Below are 19,134 nucleotides of genomic sequence, written 5' to 3' on the forward strand. Positions count from 1 at the left end.
TTATTCCTCAAATTCAGACAAATTTATTACCTGGGAAACGTCACTCCAGATTTCACGATGCATTTCGACATTTTCTTTGCGAGCTGTTGGCACTTCAATAATGTGCAAGCCACCCTCTTTAAACGAAGCTTTTAATGCGCAGTGAAGCTCATCTGCTGTATAGGCTCTACTAAATGTACCCTCATATAACTTTGCAGCATGTTCAAACTGTAGACCTGTTGGCGTACCGAATAAAAACTCAAAATGCTTCTCTTCTTTTGACTGAGGTAAGAATGAAAAGATTCCCCCGCCATCATTGTTAATGAGCACGACTGTTAAGTTAAGATTATGCATTTTAGCAGCGAGCAAGCCGTTTAAATCATGGTAAAAAGATAAGTCCCCAATTAAAAGTACAGTATGTTCATATTCCGTGCTAACACCTAAAGCTGATGAAACAACACCATCAATGCCATTAGCACCGCGATTTGCAAATAAGTGAATTGGTTTATCTGTCGCAAAGAAAAACGAATCTACATCTCTTATTGGCATTGAGTTGCCAATAAACAAAGCCGAATTAGCTGGTAAAAGCTTTGATAGTTCCTGTACAATGCTACCTTCAAACCACTTATCTTGTAAGTTGATTTTTAACGAATCCTTAACCTGCTTATTTAATTCAATCCACTTTTCACTCCATGAATTAGAAGATTTCTTACTTCCTATATACTTTGGTAATTCACGAGCGAATAGCCCTTCGTTGCACTGAATCATATGCGTTGAGCGAAGTGTAGGATCTCGCCATCCATTACTTTCATCTACTACAAAAACAGCTTTTGGCTCATACGCTTTTAAAAATAAAGTCAAACCCTTTGATACAGGCATGGCACCAAACCGAATGACAACTTCTGGCTTCAATAGCGGTTGAATTCCTTCTTTTTTCAAAAAAGAATCGTACGTATCGATAACGAGATTTTTAGCATGATCACCGCTTCTCATCTGCGAGAGTGGATCCGCAATAATTGGAAATTGAAGATAATTTGCTAACTCTACAATAGCCTGTTTATCTTCCCCATTTAGCTGATCTCCACATATGATCAAACCTTTTGTTTCGTCTTTTATGAACTGACCAATATGCGCAAAAGCTTGACTAGAAAGCATTGGATTTCCCTTATTAAACGAAACGTACGAGTTGTCACGCTCATGTAAGCTCCATAAATTTTCTAAAGAAAGATTTGGAACAATTGGTTCACGAAGCGGCATGTTAATATGAACAGGACCTTTTGGAGCACCAGCTGAAACGCTAACAGCTCTTCCAGCCAAAGTTCGAATATAACGAATTGCCTCTTCCGCAGCTTCTGGTAAAGCTGTATCCACAAACCACTTTGCATAATGACTAAATAAGTATTGTTGATTAATTGCCTGTGGAGCTCCTACCTCACGCAGTTCATGCGGACGATCTGCCGTAATGACAAGTAGAGGAACCCTTGAGTGATGTGCTTCGACAACTGCTGGAAAATAATTTGCAGCAGCTGTTCCAGATGTACAAACAAGCGCAACAGGCTGATTTTTTGCTTTTGCCATACCTAAAGCAAAAAATCCAGCCGAGCGCTCATCAATATTTAAATGAACTTTTATCTTTTCATGCTCAGACATTAACATAGCAATCGGTGTTGAGCGAGAACCAGGGCTTACCACAACATGATTTACACCTAATTTAGCTAGTTCGTCTACAAAAGCTGCTACGTAAGCAGTTAACTGATCAGTATGGTCCACTTGCTATACCCCCTAAAGCTGATAGCATTGGATTAAATTTAATCGTTGTTTCTTCGTATTCACTCTCAGGTGTCGAATCTGCTACAATCCCACACCCTGCAAAAAGCATCGCTTGTTGTCGTTCAATTACACCTGAACGAATCCCAACAATAAACTCTCCGTTACCGTTAATATCAATCCACCCAATTGGAGCTGCATACCATCCACGATCGAACGGCTCTAACTTTCGAATAATGGACAAGGATTCTTTTTGCGGATATCCTCCTAGAGCAGGTGTTGGGTGGAGCTCTTTCAACAGAGAAAACAATGTCACATCTTTCTTGATTTTACCTCGTACAGGTGTATAGAGATGTTGAATATGCTTCGTTTTATACAATGTTGGCTGCATAGGTATTTCTACTTCCATACAATAGGCGTCCATTGCTTCTTTAATCATATGCACGACCACGTCATGCTCAATTAAATTTTTTTGGTCATTTAAAAGCTCATCACCTAGAAGCGCATCTTCTTTACGTGTTTTCCCTCGCTTAATGGAACCCGCTAAACAAGTTGAAAAAACATAGTCTCCTTCTTTCTGCACCAAACGCTCTGGAGATGCACCAACAAAATGTTGGTTTTCATTCTCAAAAATGAAGGTGTAGCTTGTAGGCTGCTCTCTCAGTAAACGCTGAATAACGTACTCTGTCGAAATTGCTTCAGTAAATGTTGCTTTTAACTGTCGAGCTAGCACGACTTTTTCAATTTTTTCTTGTTGAATTAAGGAAGTAGCATTTTGAACATTTTTTGTAAACCTTTGTACATCAATTTCTTCTTTTGTTAATAGTAAAGGTGATGAGTAGCTACTGCCATCATACTCTTGATTTATTAACAATCCTTCAAGCTCTTCAATGTGCTTAAGGTGATCTTGTATATTGTCTTCACCACTTACTTTAATGTTTATACTTAGATACCCATTTCCATCTGCCTCTGTATACAGAACAGAAGGAATTACAAATTTACTATTGGAAAAATCCGTCCAATAGCTGTCCTTTTTTTGATAAGGATCAAATGAGAATCCTCCAAAAAGCAGAGGACCTGTACCATTTGGAAATTCTACGTTATTTGTATATAAAATATCTTTTTTAAAGCGCTTCCATTGTTTTTCTGTATCAAAAAAACGCGCAGACCCTTCTTTGGAAGACAGCGTATAAGCTCTTCCTAACCCAACGAACGTGTACTGTTGGTTCGGATCTCTCCAAAAGAAACGTTCTTTACAAAACTGTCTATAGCCGTTTGCATAAAAAATAAGGGGGTCAATAGGTCTTACTTTTTTGACTACGCTGACAAGTTTTGTATTACTTTCATTTCTGGCACATTCAATTGCCTTTGATAAATGATCATGTATTAACTGTTCAGTTATTGCAATCACACTACGTCCCCCCGTTTATAATCTCGTAAGTCTTTAACCAATTTATTATAAACTTTCGTTGTAAAAAAATCTAGTTTGACAACTGAATTCCTTTGATAAGATTGTATCATATCTCACCAGAAGTTAACGAGTTTGTGCTCTTGGTTTCTGCGTTACGTGATATAACTACGGAAAGTATCAACTCTCCTTCATCATTGAAAGTATCTACCACCTAGTTTTTCCATAACTAATGGAAGAAGTCATTACACATTTCATCATAAATGCCAATCATTTCACATGTGAAACACGATAGAGCTTAATTTTTTTAAATCATTTAACACATAATAATGTGGAATTGAGTAATTCAAGGGAAAAGGGAGAGAATTTTTATGATTTCCAACAAGCAGCTAAACCAATTAAGGGACGTATTATTAACTGAGCAGGAAAACTTACTACACCAGTTAAAAGATAATAATGATTTTGGATTAACATCCCAAAGTTTACATGATTCAACAGGGGAGTTATCAAGTTATGATAACCACCCTGGAGATATGGCGAGTGAAATTTATGAACGGGAAAAAGACATTGCATTATATGAACATACACGGGAAGAGCTAGAGGAAATTAAGACTGCTTTAAATGCGATGGAGGCAACCACATATGGAAAATGTAAAACATGTGGGAAGGATATTAGCTTTGAACGACTAGAAGCAGTTCCTACCACGTTGTATTGTAAAGAGCATAGTCCATCTCAGGAAACATCACGCCAAAGACCTATCGAAGAATTAAATCTTCGTCATCCATTTGGACAATACGACCTGGACACTTCCGGAGCAACTGAATATGACGCAGAAGATTCTTGGCAAGACGTAGAGAGGTATGGAACGTCTGAATCCCCATCTGATTTTGAAGGAGATATTTCTTCTTATAACGACACATATATTGAGCATGACGAAAACGTCGGTTATGTAGAAGACTATGAGAACTTTGTAGGTACTGATTTATATGGAAAAGAAATTGTTGTCTATCCGTCCAAGCAGCATGAAGAGTATGAGCAAAGCTTAGATGAAGAAGGCATCATGACCACTTTTGGTGACCTCCCTTCTCACGAGAAAGAACATTATACAGATTAACAGGAGTAGCGTAATACTCCTGTTTTTTTATGTTGAATATACCTTTAAGGGAATTTCTTAAGTGGTGACAATAGATAAAAAGGAGCCTAAAGGCTCCTTTTTTACAGATTGACGAGAAACCTGTAAGGTTCTCGTCAATCTGAGGCTCTTTTCATTTTTTATAGTGAAACAAGTAAACATTTCACAAACAAATCGTCGTTTTCCATAAAAATCGCCCATTACCTGACCTGTTTTGGTCAGGTAATGGGCGATTTTTTTCATGTTTTGACAAGCTGCCGTCAGATACGCCTGCATCTGGACAGACTTCAGCCCTCGATACCGGGCATATCGATACCCATTTAGCTCTTTTGCGTCGGCAAAGCTACGCTCAATCGTCGTGCAACGCATACGATAAAGTTGTTTACCTGCTTTTGTGCGCTTGTTTAGACGCGCTTGTTCTTTGAATCTCTCCCAAATGTGACGTGTCACCACGCGTTGTTTTTGGGAAGCGGAAAAACACCCGTCTCTCATTGGACAAACGGCACAATCACTTGGATTTGATTTGTATGTACGATCTCCTGTGCGACTGGTAGTCGCATACGATAAAATGCACCCCATTGGACAAGCGAATACATCTTTTTCCTGTACGTAGTGAAACAGACGTTTTGGCACGTCTTTGTTTGACGATCCAAAACGCCGATAGCCCATCACCATAAAAATCCCTTTTTCAGAAAGGCGTTTACAAATATGGCTTGTAAAATACCCGGCATCTAATGCAACAGCTTCAACAGAAAAGCGAAACTTTTTTATTTGTATGTCAAGGCGGTCAAGATAAGGAACAGAGTCAGCCACATTGCCAGCTGTAATACAGGTATCTGTAATAATATTATGTTTGACATCCACCGTTCGATGATCTAAATAATGAAAGCCATCTGGCTTTCCATCTCTCATCATAAAACCACTATCGGGATCCGTTGTACTGATGCGGGTTTGTTTTTGTAAGGAAACGCCTTCCTTTCGAGGACTTAGTTCTTTTTTCCGTTTTCAAGACGATCTTCGTTGACGGCTGCTTCTAACTCTTCCATATACGCTTGTCGGCGGGACTTCTTTGGTTGTTTTTCATATTTATGTTTATTCGCATTCGCTTTGATATGAGTCGAGTCTGTCATTAAAGCACGTCCACCAACCATGCGATGTTCTATCGCCTGGCGAACAATTTCATCAAAAATGTCTTCAAAAATCGTCGTATCTAAAAAGCGTGTTCGGCGATTAAAACTAATCGTCGAATGGTGAGGAACGGCATCCGTTAACGATAAGCCTAAGAACCATCGATACGCCACATTCGTTTGAATTTCTTTGGCAAGTTGACGTTCGGAACGAACGCCATAAAAGTAGCCAATAAACATCATTTTGAATAGCGTAATGGGATGAATGGAAGGACGTCCATTGTCTTCACAATAATAAGGAAGAAGCTTTTCTTCAATAAAGCTAAAATCAATTGTCGCTTCAATTGTACGCAAAAAGTGATTGGCAGGAACTAAATCTTCTACAGAAACCATCACTTGTTCATCTCGATGATTTTTAAGTGCACCCATCATGTTTCATCAACTCCAGTCTTTTTTTATCAGTGTTACCACTGATAAAAAAAGACAGACATAAAAAAGCTGTTGAGAACAAAGTTTCTCAACAGCCTGATAAAAAGGAGCCTAAAGGCTCCTTTTTTAGTATGATAATATTTGTTTTGATGAATTAATCTCCCAAATTTCCTTTGCATATTCTGATATTGTGCGATCACTAGAGAAATAACCTGATTGAGCAATATTTAACGCACTCATTTCAAACCACTTGTCTTTGTCACCATATGCTTGATTTACTTTTTCCTGTGCTTGAACGTAGGACGCAAAGTCTCTCAGTACATAGTATTCATCATTTTGCATTAACAAAGAATCATAAATTGGCTCAAATAAATCATAAGTATTCTTAAAAAAGCCGTTTATAAGCTGCTCTAACACTTTTTTGATTCGTTGATCATGATGGTAATAATCAAATGAACGATACCCACCGTTTTGTTGATAGTGTAGAACTTCCTCGGATGATAAGCCAAAGATAAACATATTATTTTCTCCAACAACTTCCGCAATTTCTACGTTTGCTCCATCCATTGTTCCAACGGTTAAAGCACCGTTCATCATGAATTTCATATTCCCTGTTCCTGATGCTTCTTTACTAGCAGTTGAGATTTGTTCACTAACATCCGCTGCTGTAAACACATCTTCAGCTAAAGAAACACGGTAGTTTTCGAGAAAAACAACTTTTAAAAACGGCGATGTGACGGGATCACTATTTACTACATCAGCCACTGAGTTAATTAACTTAATAACCTTCTTAGCATAATAATATCCTGGGGAAGCTTTTGCCCCAAAGATGAACGTTCTCGGTACAATTTTAAAGTTAGAATCCTCTTTTAAACGATTGTACAGGTACATAATATGAAGTACATTTAGCAACTGTCGCTTATAAGCATGCAGTCTCTTCACCTGCACATCAAAGATTGATTGTGGATTTATTTCAATACCAGTTTGCTTTTTGATAACTTCGCTTAAAATATCTTTTCGCTGTTGCTTTACTTTTTTTAATTGGTCTTTAAAATTTTTATCTTGAGCATAAGGTTCCAACTGTTTTAATGCGTAAGGGTTTTTCACCCATTCATCACCAATGGTTTCATTGAGAAGTATTGATAATTCTGGATTCGCCTTTAACAGCCATCGTCTATGAGTAATACCATTTGTTTTATTAATAAATTTCTGTGGATAGAAATCAAAGAAGTTTTTCATTTCTCGCTTTTTCAAAATATCGGTGTGTATTTTAGCTACACCGTTTACTTTATGGCTGCCTACAATAGCTAAATGAGCCATTTTCACCATATCATGTGCGATAATTGCCATATCCTCAATTCTTTTCCATTGATAAGGATATCGTTTCCACAACTCTTCACAAAAGCGCTGGTTAATTTCTTCCACAATCATATAAATGCGAGGAAGAAGTGGCTTAAATAAATGAATTGGCCATTTTTCTAAAGCTTCAGATAACGTTGTATGATTCGTATATGAGATTGTCTGTGTAGTAATATGCCAAGCATCATCCCAGCTAAGCTTTTCCTCATCTAATAGAATGCGCATAAGCTCTGGTATAGCTAATACAGGGTGAGTGTCATTAATATGAATAGCTACTTTTTCATGTAGATTGGCAAGCGTCCCGTATACGATACGATGTGAACGAACAATACTTTGCAAACTAGCTGATACAAGAAAATATTGCTGCTTTAACCTTAAAATTTTACCATCTTCATGGGTGTCATCTGGATATAAAAATTCAGAGACTGCTTCCGTTTCTCTTTTATACTGCATTACGTCTTTATGTACTGGAAATGAGGCAGGTTCTGCATTCCAAAGTCGAAGCGTATTCACTGTAGTCGTGTCATAACCTACTACAGGAATGTCGTACGGCACAGCTAAAATAGACTCTCCGTTAATATGTCGAAATGCTAGTTTGCCATTATCACTGTAATATTCAACGTCTCCCCAGAAGTTCACTTCAATGGATTGATCAACTTTCCTCACTTCCCAAGAGTTACCGTGGCGAAGCCATTGTTCAGGTAACTCTACTTGAAAGCCATCCACAATCTTTTGATCGAATAACCCATGCTTATATCGAATTCCACATCCATGCCCTGGTAAATTTAAAGAGGCTAAAGAATCTAAAAAGCAAGCAGCTAACCGGCCCAATCCACCATTCCCTAACCCAGCATCTGCTTCAATTTCCTCAATCTCTTCTAGTGAAATATTTAAATCCTTTAACCCTTCTTCAACTACTTCTTTTATTCCAAGATTAAGTAAGTTTTGTCCTAATAGCCTGCCTAATAGAAATTCAATCGATAGATAATACACTTGTTTTGAGTGATTTGATCTCTGAGCCTCATTAGTAGCAATCCAATCACTACTAATATACTCTCTCACCATATTTCCTAACGTATGGTATTGATCTTGTACCGTCGATTCTTTGAAGCTTTTCCCATAAGTCATTTCTAACTTTTTTAAAAATACTTTTTGAAAGCTTTCTTTATTAGAGAACAAGCTTATCACCCTTTCAAGATGAAATAGATGTTAAGTTCGCATATAGTTGATTGTATTTAAATGCTGATTGCGCCCAGCTATAATCTTGACTCATAGCGTCTCGCATTAATTTCTCCCATACGTCCTTATCATTGTAAAAGGAAATTGCCCTTTCAATTGTGTAAAGCATATCGTGAGCGTTATAGTTTGCAAAAGTAAATCCGTTTCCTTCGTAGGTATACTCATTATACGAAAGGACCGTATCGTTTAGCCCACCTGTTTCTCTAACGATGGGTATTGCACCATAGCGTAACGCAATTAATTGACCTAATCCACATGGCTCAAACTTTGAAGGCATTAAAAATAAATCTGATCCTGCATACACTTTATGCGCTAGCGCTTCATTAAAACCAATAATTGCTTTTACCTGATTGGGATAATGAGATTCCATCTCTTTAAAAAATGATTCAAATTCTGCTTCACCTGTTCCCAGTATAACAACCTGCGCATCTAAACGAATTATTTCATGAAAAACATGCTTTACAAGATCTAACCCTTTTTGCTTTGTTAATCGCGTGACCATTGAAACAAGTGGAACATCATTTCTCACATCTAATCCAAGGTATGCTTGTAAATCTTCTTTATTCTTATACTTACCTGCTAAATCTTGAGCTGAGTAGTTAAATGCAATTAATTCATCATTTTCTGGATTATAGGCTTGGTCATCAATACCATTTACAATCCCTATCAAATCCTGGTCTCGTTGTCTTAGTAACCCATCTAACTTTTCACCATAATAAGGCATTTGGATTTCATTTCGATAAGTTGGGCTCACTGTCGTAATTTTATCCGCAGAGACAATGCCGCCTTTCATAAAATTTAAATTGCCATAAAACTCTAACTGGTTGGACGTAAAATGATACTCATTTAAGTTTAATAGCTCATATAAATTCTGCTTTGGAAAGATACCCTGAAATTGTAAGTTATGAATGGTGAATACTGTCTCAATATGGTCATACATACTATATTGTGCTCTTAATAGAAACGGAATCATGGCTGTATGCCAGTCATGACAATGAATAATATCTGGCTCATTTACTAGAGTTGGAATAGCCTCTAGTACCGCTTTGGAGAAAAAAGCAAAGCGCTCCGCATCATCATAATGACCGTACAGACTATCTCTTTTAAAATAGTATTCATTATCGATAAAAATGTACTGAGTACCATTCATTTCTAGCGTATAAATCCCACAATATTGTCTTCTCCAGCCAACTTGGACGTAGATCACTTTTTCTAGAGTCATCTGCTCACTGTACTTCTCAGAAATCAAGCTATACTTAGGCATAATCACGGACACGTTAGTACCCAACTGCTTCAATTCTTTAGGCAAAGCACCAGCTACGTCTGCTAATCCCCCTGTTTTAATAAAGGGTACACATTCTGACACTGCAAATAATACATTCACGAATTCATCAACGCTCCTTGAACTGTTCCTTTTGCTAATACTCTTGGTAGATTAGGTTCACCATTCAACTCTTCATGACTACCTATTTTTACATCTTTATCTAAAACAACATAGTTTAATACACTATTCTCAAGAATAGCTCCTTTTTGCATCACGATACTATTTTTAACAACTGCACCTTTTCCTATCTTTACTCCTCGGAAAATAATACTATTTTCCACATGCCCTTCAATAACGCAACCGTTAGCAATCATTGAATTTTTCACGACAGCTGTTTTTGCATAGCGTGTTGGAGGTTCATCTTTTGTTTTTGTATAGACTGGACGAGTTCTTAAAAATAGCTGCTTCCACGTTTCTGCAGATAAAATATCCATACTAGCTTTATAATAGGCTTCTAGCGAATCTACTTGAGAAAGGTACCCATTTTGCTCATACGTGATCACTTTCGAGGACGAAGAAAGATAGTGTACGAGCTCTGTAATCGTATCAAAGTCTTGGGTTTCATTTTGTAGGATATCAAGTAACGCTTTTTTATTAATAATGTATATATTTAGAGGTGTATTACCGCTCACTACTGACGTTACAACTGCACCTTGAGCTACATGACGCTTTAATACTTGGTTAAAATCAATGGTACAAATGGTATAGCTGTTTGCAATAATAACGTAATCTTGTTTACTTCGAAGGAAATAATCAATATGATAGCGGAATTGAGCAATTAGCGATGGGTCTTCTAATTTTAAATCGTTTTTTACAGGTGGAAAAATGAATAGACCATCTCTTTTTCGGTCTAAATCCCACTCCTTGCCTGAACCAATATGGTCGGTAAGAGCACGATAGCGATCTTTCGGAAATATAGCTACGCTTTGCACACCAGAATTAACCATATTTGATAGCATAAAATCAATTAATCGGTAGCGTCCTGCAAATGGAACAGCCGCAATTGAACGATAAAAAGTTAATGGTTGTAAGGAGCTCGTAGTTGTGCAAGCATCAATAATGCCTAGCATTTGATTATTCAATGTAGTTCATCCTCTCTGTTAATTAAATGCGTTATGAAATGGACTCTAACAGTTCATTCGTCACTAAAATAACTTCTTCTTTTCCCTTGGTTGGCTTAATAATTGTTCCATCTGGAATAATTACGTCTGACGGAATAATAGCATTTTCAATATATACGTTTACGCCAACCTTTGCTGATGGCATCACAACGCTTCGCTTTACTTCTGAACCACTACCAATTTGTACACCTGGAAATAACACGGAACGTTCAATACTACCTTCAACTACGCAGCCTTCATTGACTAATGATTCTACGACGCATGCTGTTGGAGCAATGTATTGAGGGGGTTGACTCGGATTTACGGAATAGACCTTCCACGAAGAGTCAAATAAATTGAGCTCATCACTTTCATCTAATAAATCCATATTTGCTTCCCATAGGCTCTTAACCGTTCCTACATCCTTCCAATATCCTTTAAATGGATATGCCATTAAACGCTTTTTCTCTTCTAACAATAGCGGAATGACATCTTTTCCGAAGTCATGACTAGAATAAGGGTTACGTGCATCCATTTCTAAATATTCTTTAAGAATATTCCATTTAAAAATATAAATACCCATAGATGCCAAGTTATTTTTTGGATACTGTGGCTTTTCATCAAATTCTTGAACTTCTAAGGCTTCATTTGTATTTAAAATTCCAAACCTACTTGCTTCATCCCAAGGAACTTCAATTACTGAGATAGATACATCTGCTTCTTTTTCAATATGATAATCTAGCATACTTTCATAATTCATTTTGTAAATATGGTCTCCTGATAAAATTAACACATACTCAGGCTCATACTGGCATAGGTAGTTTAGGTTTTCATAAATAGCGCTGGCAGTTCCTTTATACCACTTTACCCCTGATGACTCTGAATAAGGAGGTAATACAGTAACGCCTCCGTCTCTTCTATCTAAGTCCCAAGCGCTTCCAATACCAATGTAAGAGTGTAAGAGTAAAGGCTGGTACTGCGTTAAAATTCCAACTGTTTCAATTCCAGAGTTGGAGCAATTGCTTAGCGCAAAATCAATAATTCGATACTTCCCACCAAATGGAACAGCTGGCTTTGCTAAATTTTTTGTAAGCGAACTTAATCGACTACCTTTTCCTCCTGCCAACAACATCGCTACGCACTTCTTTTTTAACATTGTTTCTTCTCTCCCCCCGTTTTTTCTTTGTTCTCATGATGCTAATCCCAAAGGGTGGTACATCCATTTCAATATGAAATGGTAGACCATGAAATCCTTCTTCGATTACTTTTAAAGGTTTTGGGTTAACAACTCCAGAACCTCCAAAATCAACATGATCACTATTGATGACCTCAACATATTCTGTGTTTAGAGGAACACCTACTTTATATGCATGATATGGAACATCTGAGAAGTTACATACCACAACAAGCTTATCTTGACTATTTGTTGATGTTCGAATAAATGAAAAGATTTTTTGTTCTCGATTATTCACATCAATCCAAGAGAAACCCTCTTCTTGATGATCTAATTCATAAAGTGGTTTACTTCGTTTATAAATCTTAAGAAGTTCTTTGAAATAGCTATTTAAACTTTGGTGCATATCAAAGTCATATAGCTGCCAATCTAAATCACTTGCGTCTTTCCACTCATCAAACTGACCAAATTCTCCGCCCATAAATAGCAATTTTTTGCCAGGATGAGCAATAAAATAACCGTATAATAACCGAAGCTGTGCAAATTTTCTCCAATAGTCTCCAGGCATTTTATTTAACAATGATTTCTTTCCATGAACTACTTCATCATGAGAGAATGGTAAAATAAAGTTTTCATTAAAGGCATACATTAAGGAGAAAGTCATTTTTTCATGAAGATTTGCTCTTTGATGAATGTCGGCTTCCATATAAGTTAAAACATCGTTCATCCAGCCCATGTTCCATTTATAATTAAAACCTAGCCCACCGTCATATGTAGGAGCCGTAACTAATGGCCAATCCGTTGAATCTTCAGCCATCATTAAGATAGTCGAATCATAAGCAAAAACCGCCTCATTCAGCTTTCTTAAGAATTGAACAGCATATTGATTCTCAACCAATTCATGAGAATTTGGCCAATATAACATATTAGCAACAGCATCGACTCGAAAACCATCAATGTGAAAGTATTCTAACCAAAAAAGTGCATTTGATATTAAGAAACTTTGTACTTCCGGTTTACCTAAGTCAAAATTAGCCGTGCCCCATGTATAGTTTTCGCGATCTAATTCGTTTTTATATTCATACGTGGGTGAACCATCAAACATATATAATCCATGCGCATCTTTACAAAAATGCCCTGGAACCCAATCTAAAAGAACACCTATGCTGCTTTGATGACACTGGTCAATAAAATACATTAAATCATGTGGTGAACCGTATCGACTGGTTGCAGAAAAATAACCAGTTCCTTGGTACCCCCAAGATTTATCGAGCGGATGCTCAACCAGAGGTAATAGTTCGATATGAGTAAACCCTTGTTCTATTACATAAGGAATTAACTCTTCAGCTAACTCACGATACGTATATAGTTCACCATCCTCATGAACTTTCCATGAACCAGCGTGTAATTCGTAAATACACATAGGCTTTTCATAAATAGTTTGTTGTTTCTTCTTACGTTTCCAATACTGATCTCCCCACTTATACCCTTCTAAATAATAAATTTTAGAAGCAGTATCGGGTCTTACTTCACTATGAAAAGCATAAGGATCAGCTTTTAGTAGTTTTGTTCCATCACGAGTTGTAATTTCATATTTATAAATCATATTCTCTTCAAGATACGGAATGAATATTGTCCATATCCCTTCAGAATTTAATCGCTCTAGCCGATGATTCAAACCGTTCCATTCATTAAAATCACCCACAATACTTACTGCAGAAGCATTAGGAGCCCAGACAGAAAAACGTACTCCCTCTGTGCTGTTTATTGTTAACTTATGTGCCCCAAAAAGCTTATAACTATGAAATAAATTTCCTTCGTGATAAAGATGGATGTCAAAATCAGTAGGTTGAACAGTCGAATTCAAAAATACCCCTCCTTGATAACAATTAACCTAGTAAATAAACCTTTCTTCTATCATTTCTATTATCTAATTTACATTCCATAAAGCAGCTGTTTTTTCCTTCTTTTCTGAATATTTTTATGAAAATAAAAAAACCATCTATTTATTAGACGGTTTTCAAATAAATAAAAAAGGTTTGCATAAATGCAAACCTTTTTAGATATGACCCGTACGGGATTCGAACCCGTGTTACCGCCGTGAAAGGGCGGTGTCTTAACCACTTGACCAACGGGCCATTATTAAAATCGACTGGCGGAGAAGGAGGGATTTGAACCCTCGCGCCGCTTACGCGACCTACACCCTTAGCAGGGGCGCCTCTTCAGCCTCTTGAGTACTTCCCCAATATAATGGCTCCACAGGTAGGACTCGAACCTACGACCGATCGGTTAACAGCCGATTGCTCTACCACTGAGCTACTGTGGAATAATAAATGGTGGGCCTAAGTGGACTCGAACCACCGACCTCACGCTTATCAGGCGTGCGCTCTAACCAGCTGAGCTATAGGCCCATTATGGAGCGGGTGATGAGAATCGAACTCACGACATCAGCTTGGAAGGCTGAGGTTTTACCATTAAACTACACCCGCTTAATTATATGGGGCGACTGATGGGAATCGAACCCACGAATGTCGGAACCACAATCCGATGCGTTAACCACTTCGCCACAATCGCCATATAGATGGTGGCTCGGGACGGAATCGAACCGCCGACACAAGGATTTTCAGTCCTTTGCTCTACCAACTGAGCTACCGAGCCTTTTTATAATGGCGGTCCCGACGGGAATCGAACCCGCGATCTCCTGCGTGACAGGCAGGCATGTTAACCGCTACACCACGGGACCACTTTGGTTGCGGGGACAGGATTTGAACCTGCGACCTTCGGGTTATGAGCCCGACGAGCTACCAGACTGCTCCACCCCGCGATAATTTGATAATAATATAATGGCGGAGGAAGAGGGATTCGAACCCCCGCGGGCTTTAACACCCCTGTCGGTTTTCAAGACCGATCCCTTCAGCCGGACTTGGGTATTCCTCCGTATATTATATATGGTAGCGGCGGAGGGGATCGAACCCCCGACCTCACGGGTATGAACCGTACGCTCTAGCCAGCTGAGCTACACCGCCATATTATCATAAATGTATTAAATTGGTGGAGCCTAGCGGGATCGAACCGCTGACCTCCTGCGTGCAAGGCAGGCGCTCTCCCAGCTGAGCTAAGGCCCCAGAAATGGTCGGGAAGACAGGATTCGAACCTGCGACCCCTTGGTCCCAAACCAAGTGCTCTACCAAGCTGAGCTACTTCCCGTTTATGGCGCGCCCGAGAGGAGTCGAACCCCTAACCTTTTGATCCGTAGTCAAACGCTCTATCCAATTGAGCTACGGGCGCTTATTAAAATGGTGCCGAGGGCCGGACTTGAACCGGCACGGTAGTCACCTACCGCAGGATTTTAAGTCCTGTGTGTCTGCCAATTCCACCACCCCGGCAGGACTTATTTGTGGAGCGGAAGACGAGGTTCGAACTCGCGACCCCCACCTTGGCAAGGTGGTGTTCTACCACTGAACTACTTCCGCGCATTATGAAATTAAATGGTGCGGGTGAAGGGACTTGAACCCCCACGTCGTAAAGACACTAGATCCTAAGTCTAGCGCGTCTGCCAATTCCGCCACACCCGCATGTGTGTATTTAAAATGGTGAGCCATGAAGGACTCGAACCTTCGACCCTCTGATTAAAAGTCAGATGCTCTACCAACTGAGCTAATGGCTCGAAAGTGGTGCCGGCAAGAGGACTTGAACCCCCAACCTACTGATTACAAGTCAGTTGCTCTACCAGTTGAGCTACACCGGCAACATATTCATGGTGGAGGATGACGGGATCGAACCGCCGACCCCCTGCTTGTAAGGCAGGTGCTCTCCCAGCTGAGCTAATCCTCCATTGATATAACAGCCTGGCAACGTCCTACTCTCACAGGGACAAAGTCCCAACTACCATCGGCGCTAGAGAACTTAACTTCCGTGTTCGGCATGGGAACGGGTGTGACCTCTCTGCTATCGCCACCAGACATATTACATTATACAACATTTTTGAAAGAAATCAAGACTCTTTTTAAGTTTTTATTCTCTCAAAACTAGATAACATTTCGCTGAGTACTTCGTGTACTATCATTTTGGTTAAGTCCTCGATCGATTAGTATCAGTCAGCTACACACGTCGCCGTGCTTCCACCTCTGACCTATCAACCTGATCATCTTTCAGGGATCTTACTAGCTTGCGCTATGGGAAATCTCATCTTGAGGGGGGCTTCATGCTTAGATGCTTTCAGCACTTATCCCGTCCACACATAGCTACCCAGCGATGCCTTTGGCAAGACAACTGGTACACCAGCGGTGTGTCCATCCCGGTCCTCTCGTACTAAGGACAGCTCCTCTCAAATTTCCTACGCCCACGACGGATAGGGACCGAACTGTCTCACGACGTTCTGAACCCAGCTCGCGTACCGCTTTAATGGGCGAACAGCCCAACCCTTGGGACCGACTACAGCCCCAGGATGCGATGAGCCGACATCGAGGTGCCAAACCTCCCCGTCGATGTGGACTCTTGGGGGAGATAAGCCTGTTATCCCCGGGGTAGCTTTTATCCGTTGAGCGATGGCCCTTCCATGCGGAACCACCGGATCACTAAGCCCGACTTTCGTCCCTGCTCGACTTGTAGGTCTCGCAGTCAAGCTCCCTTGTGCCTTTACACTCTACGAATGATTTCCAACCATTCTGAGGGAACCTTTGGGCGCCTCCGTTACTCTTTAGGAGGCGACCGCCCCAGTCAAACTGCCCACCTGACACTGTCTCCCAGCCCGATCAGGGCTGTGGGTTAGAATTTCAATACAACCAGGGTAGTATCCCACCGACGCCTCCACCGAAGCTAGCGCTCCGGCTTCTCAGGCTCCTACCTATCCTGTACAAGCTGTACCAAAATTCAATATCAGGCTACAGTAAAGCTCCACGGGGTCTTTCCGTCCTGTCGCGGGTAACCTGCATCTTCACAGGTACTATAATTTCACCGAGTCTCTCGTTGAGACAGTGCCCAGATCGTTACGCCTTTCGTGCGGGTCGGAACTTACCCGACAAGGAATTTCGCTACCTTAGGACCGTTATAGTTACGGCCGCCGTTTACTGGGGCTTCGATTCAGAGCTTCTCCCAAAGGATAACCCCTCCTCTTAACCTTCCAGCACCGGGCAGGCGTCAGCCCCTATACTTCGCCTTGCGGCTTCGCAGAGACCTGTGTTTTTGCTAAACAGTCGCCTGGGCCTATTCACTGCGGCTCTCTCGGGCTATACACCCTACCAGAGCACCCCTTCTCCCGAAGTTACGGGGTCATTTTGCCGAGTTCCTTAACGAGAGTTCTCTCGATCACCTTAGGATTCTCTCCTCGCCTACCTGTGTCGGTTTGCGGTACGGGCACCTCCCGCCTCGCTAGAGGCTTTTCTTGGCAGTGTGGAATCAAGAACTTCGGTACTATATTTCCCTCGTCATCACAGCTCAGCCTTATGATGAGCGGATTTGCCTACTCATCAGCCTAACTGCTTGAACGCGCATATCCAGCAGCGCGCTTACTCTATCCTCCTGCGTCCCCCCATTACTCAAACGGCGGGGAGGTGGTACAGGAATATCAACCTGTTGGCCATCGCCTACGCTTTTCAGCCTCGGCTTAGGTCCCGACTAACCCTGAGCGGACGAGCCTTCCTCAGGAAACCTTAGGCATTCGGTGGACAAGATTCTCACTTGTCTTTCGCTACTCATACCGGCATTCTCACTTCTAAGCGCTCCACCAGTCCTTACGGTCTAGCTTCGCAGCACTTAGAACGCTCTCCTACCACTGACATCTAAGATGTCAATCCACAGCTTCGGTGATACGTTTAGCCCCGGTACATTTTCGGCGCAGAGTCACTCGACCAGTGAGCTATTACGCACTCTTTAAATGGTGGCTGCTTCTAAGCCAACATCCTGGTTGTCTAAGCAACTCCACATCCTTTTCCACTTAACGTATACTTGGGGACCTTAGCTGGTGGTCTGGGCTGTTTCCCTTTTGACTACGGATCTTATCACTCGCAGTCTGACTCCCACGGATAAGTCTTTGGCATTCGGAGTTTGACTGAATTCGGTAACCCGTTGGGGGCCCCTAGTCCAATCAGTGCTCTACCTCCAAGACTCTCACAACGTGAGGCTAGCCCTAAAGCTATTTCGGAGAGAACCAGCTATCTCCAGGTTCGATTGGAATTTCTCCGCTACCCACACCTCATCCCCGCACTTTTCAACGTGCGTGGGTTCGGGCCTCCATTCAGTGTTACCTGAACTTCACCCTGGACATGGGTAGATCACCTGGTTTCGGGTCTACAACCACATACTAAACGCCCTATTCAGACTCGCTTTCGCTACGGCTCCGTCTCTTCAACTTAACCTTGCATGGGATCGTAACTCGCCGGTTCATTCTACAAAAGGCACGCCATCACCCATTAACGGGCTCTGACTACTTGTAGGCACACGGTTTCAGGTTCTCTTTCACTCCCCTTCCGGGGTGCTTTTCACCTTTCCCTCACGGTACTGGTTCACTATCGGTCACTAGGGAGTATTTAGCCTTGGGAGATGGTCCTCCCAGCTTCCGACGGAATTTCACGTGTTCCGCCGTACTCAGGATCCACTCAAGAGGGAACGAAGTTTCAACTACAGGGTTGTTACCTTCTTTGACGGGCCTTTCCAGACCTCTTCATTTACCTCGTTCCTTTGTAACTCCGTATAGAGTGTCCTACAACCCCAAGAGGCAAGCCTCTTGGTTTGGGCTAATTCCGTTTCGCTCGCCGCTACTCAGGAAATCGCATTTGCTTTCTCTTCCTCCGGGTACTTAGATGTTTCAGTTCCCCGGGTCTGCCTTCAATATCCTATGTATTCAGATAAAGATACTGCTCCATTACGAACAGTGGGTTTCCCCATTCGGAAATCTCCGGATCAAAGCTTACTTACAGCTCCCCGAAGCATATCGGTGTTAGTCCCGTCCTTCATCGGCTCCTAGTGCCAAGGCATTCACCGTGCGCCCTTTCTAACTTAACCATTAGCGAATAAATGGTGCAACTTGCGTTGCGTTATTTATTGGTTTGATTAAAGAAAAGTTTCACTTTTCCTCAGCTATTACTGTTATCTAGT

General features: G+C 40.8%; 8 protein-coding genes, 20 tRNA genes, 2 rRNA genes and 1 pseudogene. 1 reads left to right on the forward strand and 30 read right to left on the reverse strand.

Annotated elements, in window-relative coordinates:
* Together menD and LZP85_RS17210 are read right to left on the reverse strand one after the other, a co-directional pair.
* On the reverse strand, positions 1 to 1,749 hold the full coding sequence (gene menD, locus LZP85_RS17205) for a 2-succinyl-5-enolpyruvyl-6-hydroxy-3-cyclohexene-1-carboxylic-acid synthase (protein ID WP_206782193.1): 1,749 nt from the start codon (positions 1,747 to 1,749) through the stop codon (positions 1 to 3).
* Positions 1,736 to 3,157 carry an isochorismate synthase gene (locus LZP85_RS17210; RefSeq protein WP_144594113.1) on the reverse strand — a complete coding sequence of 474 codons (1,422 nt, stop codon included), beginning with the start codon at positions 3,155 to 3,157 and terminating at the stop codon, positions 1,736 to 1,738. Before LZP85_RS17210 ends, menD begins: the two co-directional genes overlap by 14 nt.
* Positions 3,158 to 3,525: 368 nt before the next feature.
* Between LZP85_RS17210 and LZP85_RS17215 the strand changes: the two genes are divergently transcribed.
* The gene (locus LZP85_RS17215; protein ID WP_119543491.1) at positions 3,526 to 4,269 is read left to right on the forward strand and encodes a TraR/DksA C4-type zinc finger protein; all 744 of its coding nucleotides are present in this window, start codon (positions 3,526 to 3,528) and stop codon (positions 4,267 to 4,269) included.
* Between the two features lie 204 nt (positions 4,270 to 4,473).
* Here the strand turns inward: LZP85_RS17215 and LZP85_RS17220 are convergent.
* The 28 genes and pseudogenes from LZP85_RS17220 to LZP85_RS17355 form a co-directional block, all read right to left on the reverse strand.
* Positions 4,474 to 5,846, reverse strand: a pseudogene (locus tag LZP85_RS17220) (IS1182 family transposase); the annotation flags it as partial.
* Between the two features lie 123 nt (positions 5,847 to 5,969).
* Positions 5,970 to 8,381: a glycogen/starch/alpha-glucan phosphorylase gene (locus tag LZP85_RS17225; RefSeq protein ID WP_061784906.1), complete on the reverse strand. Its 2,412-nt coding sequence runs from the start codon at positions 8,379 to 8,381 to the stop codon at positions 5,970 to 5,972.
* A gap of 13 nt (positions 8,382 to 8,394) precedes the next feature.
* Positions 8,395 to 9,825 (reverse strand): glycogen synthase GlgA, encoded by a 1,431-nt coding sequence (glgA, locus tag LZP85_RS17230; RefSeq protein ID WP_119543492.1) that lies wholly within the window; start codon positions 9,823 to 9,825, stop codon positions 8,395 to 8,397.
* Positions 9,822 to 10,847: a GlgC family sugar phosphate nucleotidyltransferase gene (locus LZP85_RS17235; protein ID WP_119543493.1), complete on the reverse strand. Its 1,026-nt coding sequence runs from the start codon at positions 10,845 to 10,847 to the stop codon at positions 9,822 to 9,824. Before LZP85_RS17235 ends, glgA begins: the two co-directional genes overlap by 4 nt.
* A gap of 31 nt (positions 10,848 to 10,878) precedes the next feature.
* Positions 10,879 to 12,021 carry a glucose-1-phosphate adenylyltransferase gene (locus tag LZP85_RS17240; RefSeq protein WP_025911884.1) on the reverse strand — a complete coding sequence of 381 codons (1,143 nt, stop codon included), beginning with the start codon at positions 12,019 to 12,021 and terminating at the stop codon, positions 10,879 to 10,881.
* Positions 11,972 to 13,906, reverse strand: a complete 1,935-nt coding sequence (gene glgB / locus LZP85_RS17245; protein ID WP_061784903.1) for a 1,4-alpha-glucan branching enzyme — start codon at positions 13,904 to 13,906, stop codon at positions 11,972 to 11,974. The genes LZP85_RS17240 and glgB overlap by 50 nt, the downstream gene beginning before the upstream one ends.
* Positions 13,907 to 14,105: 199 nt before the next feature.
* Positions 14,106 to 14,177 (reverse strand) — tRNA-Glu (locus LZP85_RS17250).
* 15 nt (positions 14,178 to 14,192) lie between these two features.
* A tRNA-Ser gene (locus LZP85_RS17255) sits at positions 14,193 to 14,283 on the reverse strand.
* 7 nt (positions 14,284 to 14,290) lie between these two features.
* Positions 14,291 to 14,365: transfer RNA gene (locus LZP85_RS17260), tRNA-Asn, on the reverse strand.
* Between the two features lie 8 nt (positions 14,366 to 14,373).
* Positions 14,374 to 14,450: transfer RNA gene (locus tag LZP85_RS17265), tRNA-Ile, on the reverse strand.
* Between the two features lie 4 nt (positions 14,451 to 14,454).
* Positions 14,455 to 14,528: transfer RNA gene (locus tag LZP85_RS17270), tRNA-Gly, on the reverse strand.
* 9 nt (positions 14,529 to 14,537) lie between these two features.
* Positions 14,538 to 14,613, reverse strand: a tRNA-His gene (locus LZP85_RS17275).
* An 8-nt stretch (positions 14,614 to 14,621) separates the two neighbouring features.
* Positions 14,622 to 14,697: transfer RNA gene (locus LZP85_RS17280), tRNA-Phe, on the reverse strand.
* Positions 14,698 to 14,706: 9 nt separating this feature from the next.
* A tRNA-Asp gene (locus tag LZP85_RS17285) sits at positions 14,707 to 14,782 on the reverse strand.
* A 4-nt stretch (positions 14,783 to 14,786) separates the two neighbouring features.
* A tRNA-Met gene (locus LZP85_RS17290) sits at positions 14,787 to 14,863 on the reverse strand.
* A 20-nt stretch (positions 14,864 to 14,883) separates the two neighbouring features.
* A tRNA-Ser gene (locus LZP85_RS17295) sits at positions 14,884 to 14,976 on the reverse strand.
* Positions 14,977 to 14,988: 12 nt separating this feature from the next.
* Positions 14,989 to 15,065 (reverse strand) — tRNA-Met (locus tag LZP85_RS17300).
* A gap of 23 nt (positions 15,066 to 15,088) precedes the next feature.
* Positions 15,089 to 15,164 (reverse strand) — tRNA-Ala (locus LZP85_RS17305).
* 5 nt (positions 15,165 to 15,169) lie between these two features.
* Positions 15,170 to 15,246, reverse strand: a tRNA-Pro gene (locus LZP85_RS17310).
* A 4-nt stretch (positions 15,247 to 15,250) separates the two neighbouring features.
* Positions 15,251 to 15,327: transfer RNA gene (locus LZP85_RS17315), tRNA-Arg, on the reverse strand.
* A 9-nt stretch (positions 15,328 to 15,336) separates the two neighbouring features.
* Positions 15,337 to 15,425, reverse strand: a tRNA-Leu gene (locus LZP85_RS17320).
* 12 nt (positions 15,426 to 15,437) lie between these two features.
* Positions 15,438 to 15,512, reverse strand: a tRNA-Gly gene (locus LZP85_RS17325).
* 16 nt (positions 15,513 to 15,528) lie between these two features.
* Positions 15,529 to 15,614, reverse strand: a tRNA-Leu gene (locus LZP85_RS17330).
* A gap of 16 nt (positions 15,615 to 15,630) precedes the next feature.
* Positions 15,631 to 15,706, reverse strand: a tRNA-Lys gene (locus LZP85_RS17335).
* Positions 15,707 to 15,711: 5 nt separating this feature from the next.
* A tRNA-Thr gene (locus tag LZP85_RS17340) sits at positions 15,712 to 15,787 on the reverse strand.
* A 10-nt stretch (positions 15,788 to 15,797) separates the two neighbouring features.
* Positions 15,798 to 15,873: transfer RNA gene (locus LZP85_RS17345), tRNA-Val, on the reverse strand.
* Positions 15,874 to 15,885: 12 nt separating this feature from the next.
* Positions 15,886 to 16,001, reverse strand: a 5S ribosomal RNA gene (gene rrf / locus LZP85_RS17350).
* A gap of 105 nt (positions 16,002 to 16,106) precedes the next feature.
* A 23S ribosomal RNA gene (locus LZP85_RS17355) occupies positions 16,107 to 19,041 on the reverse strand.
* Positions 19,042 to 19,134: the final 93 nt, after the last annotated feature.

This window comes from Priestia flexa (genome assembly GCF_021441905.1).
Lineage (GTDB): Bacteria > Bacillota > Bacilli > Bacillales > Bacillaceae_H > Priestia > Priestia flexa.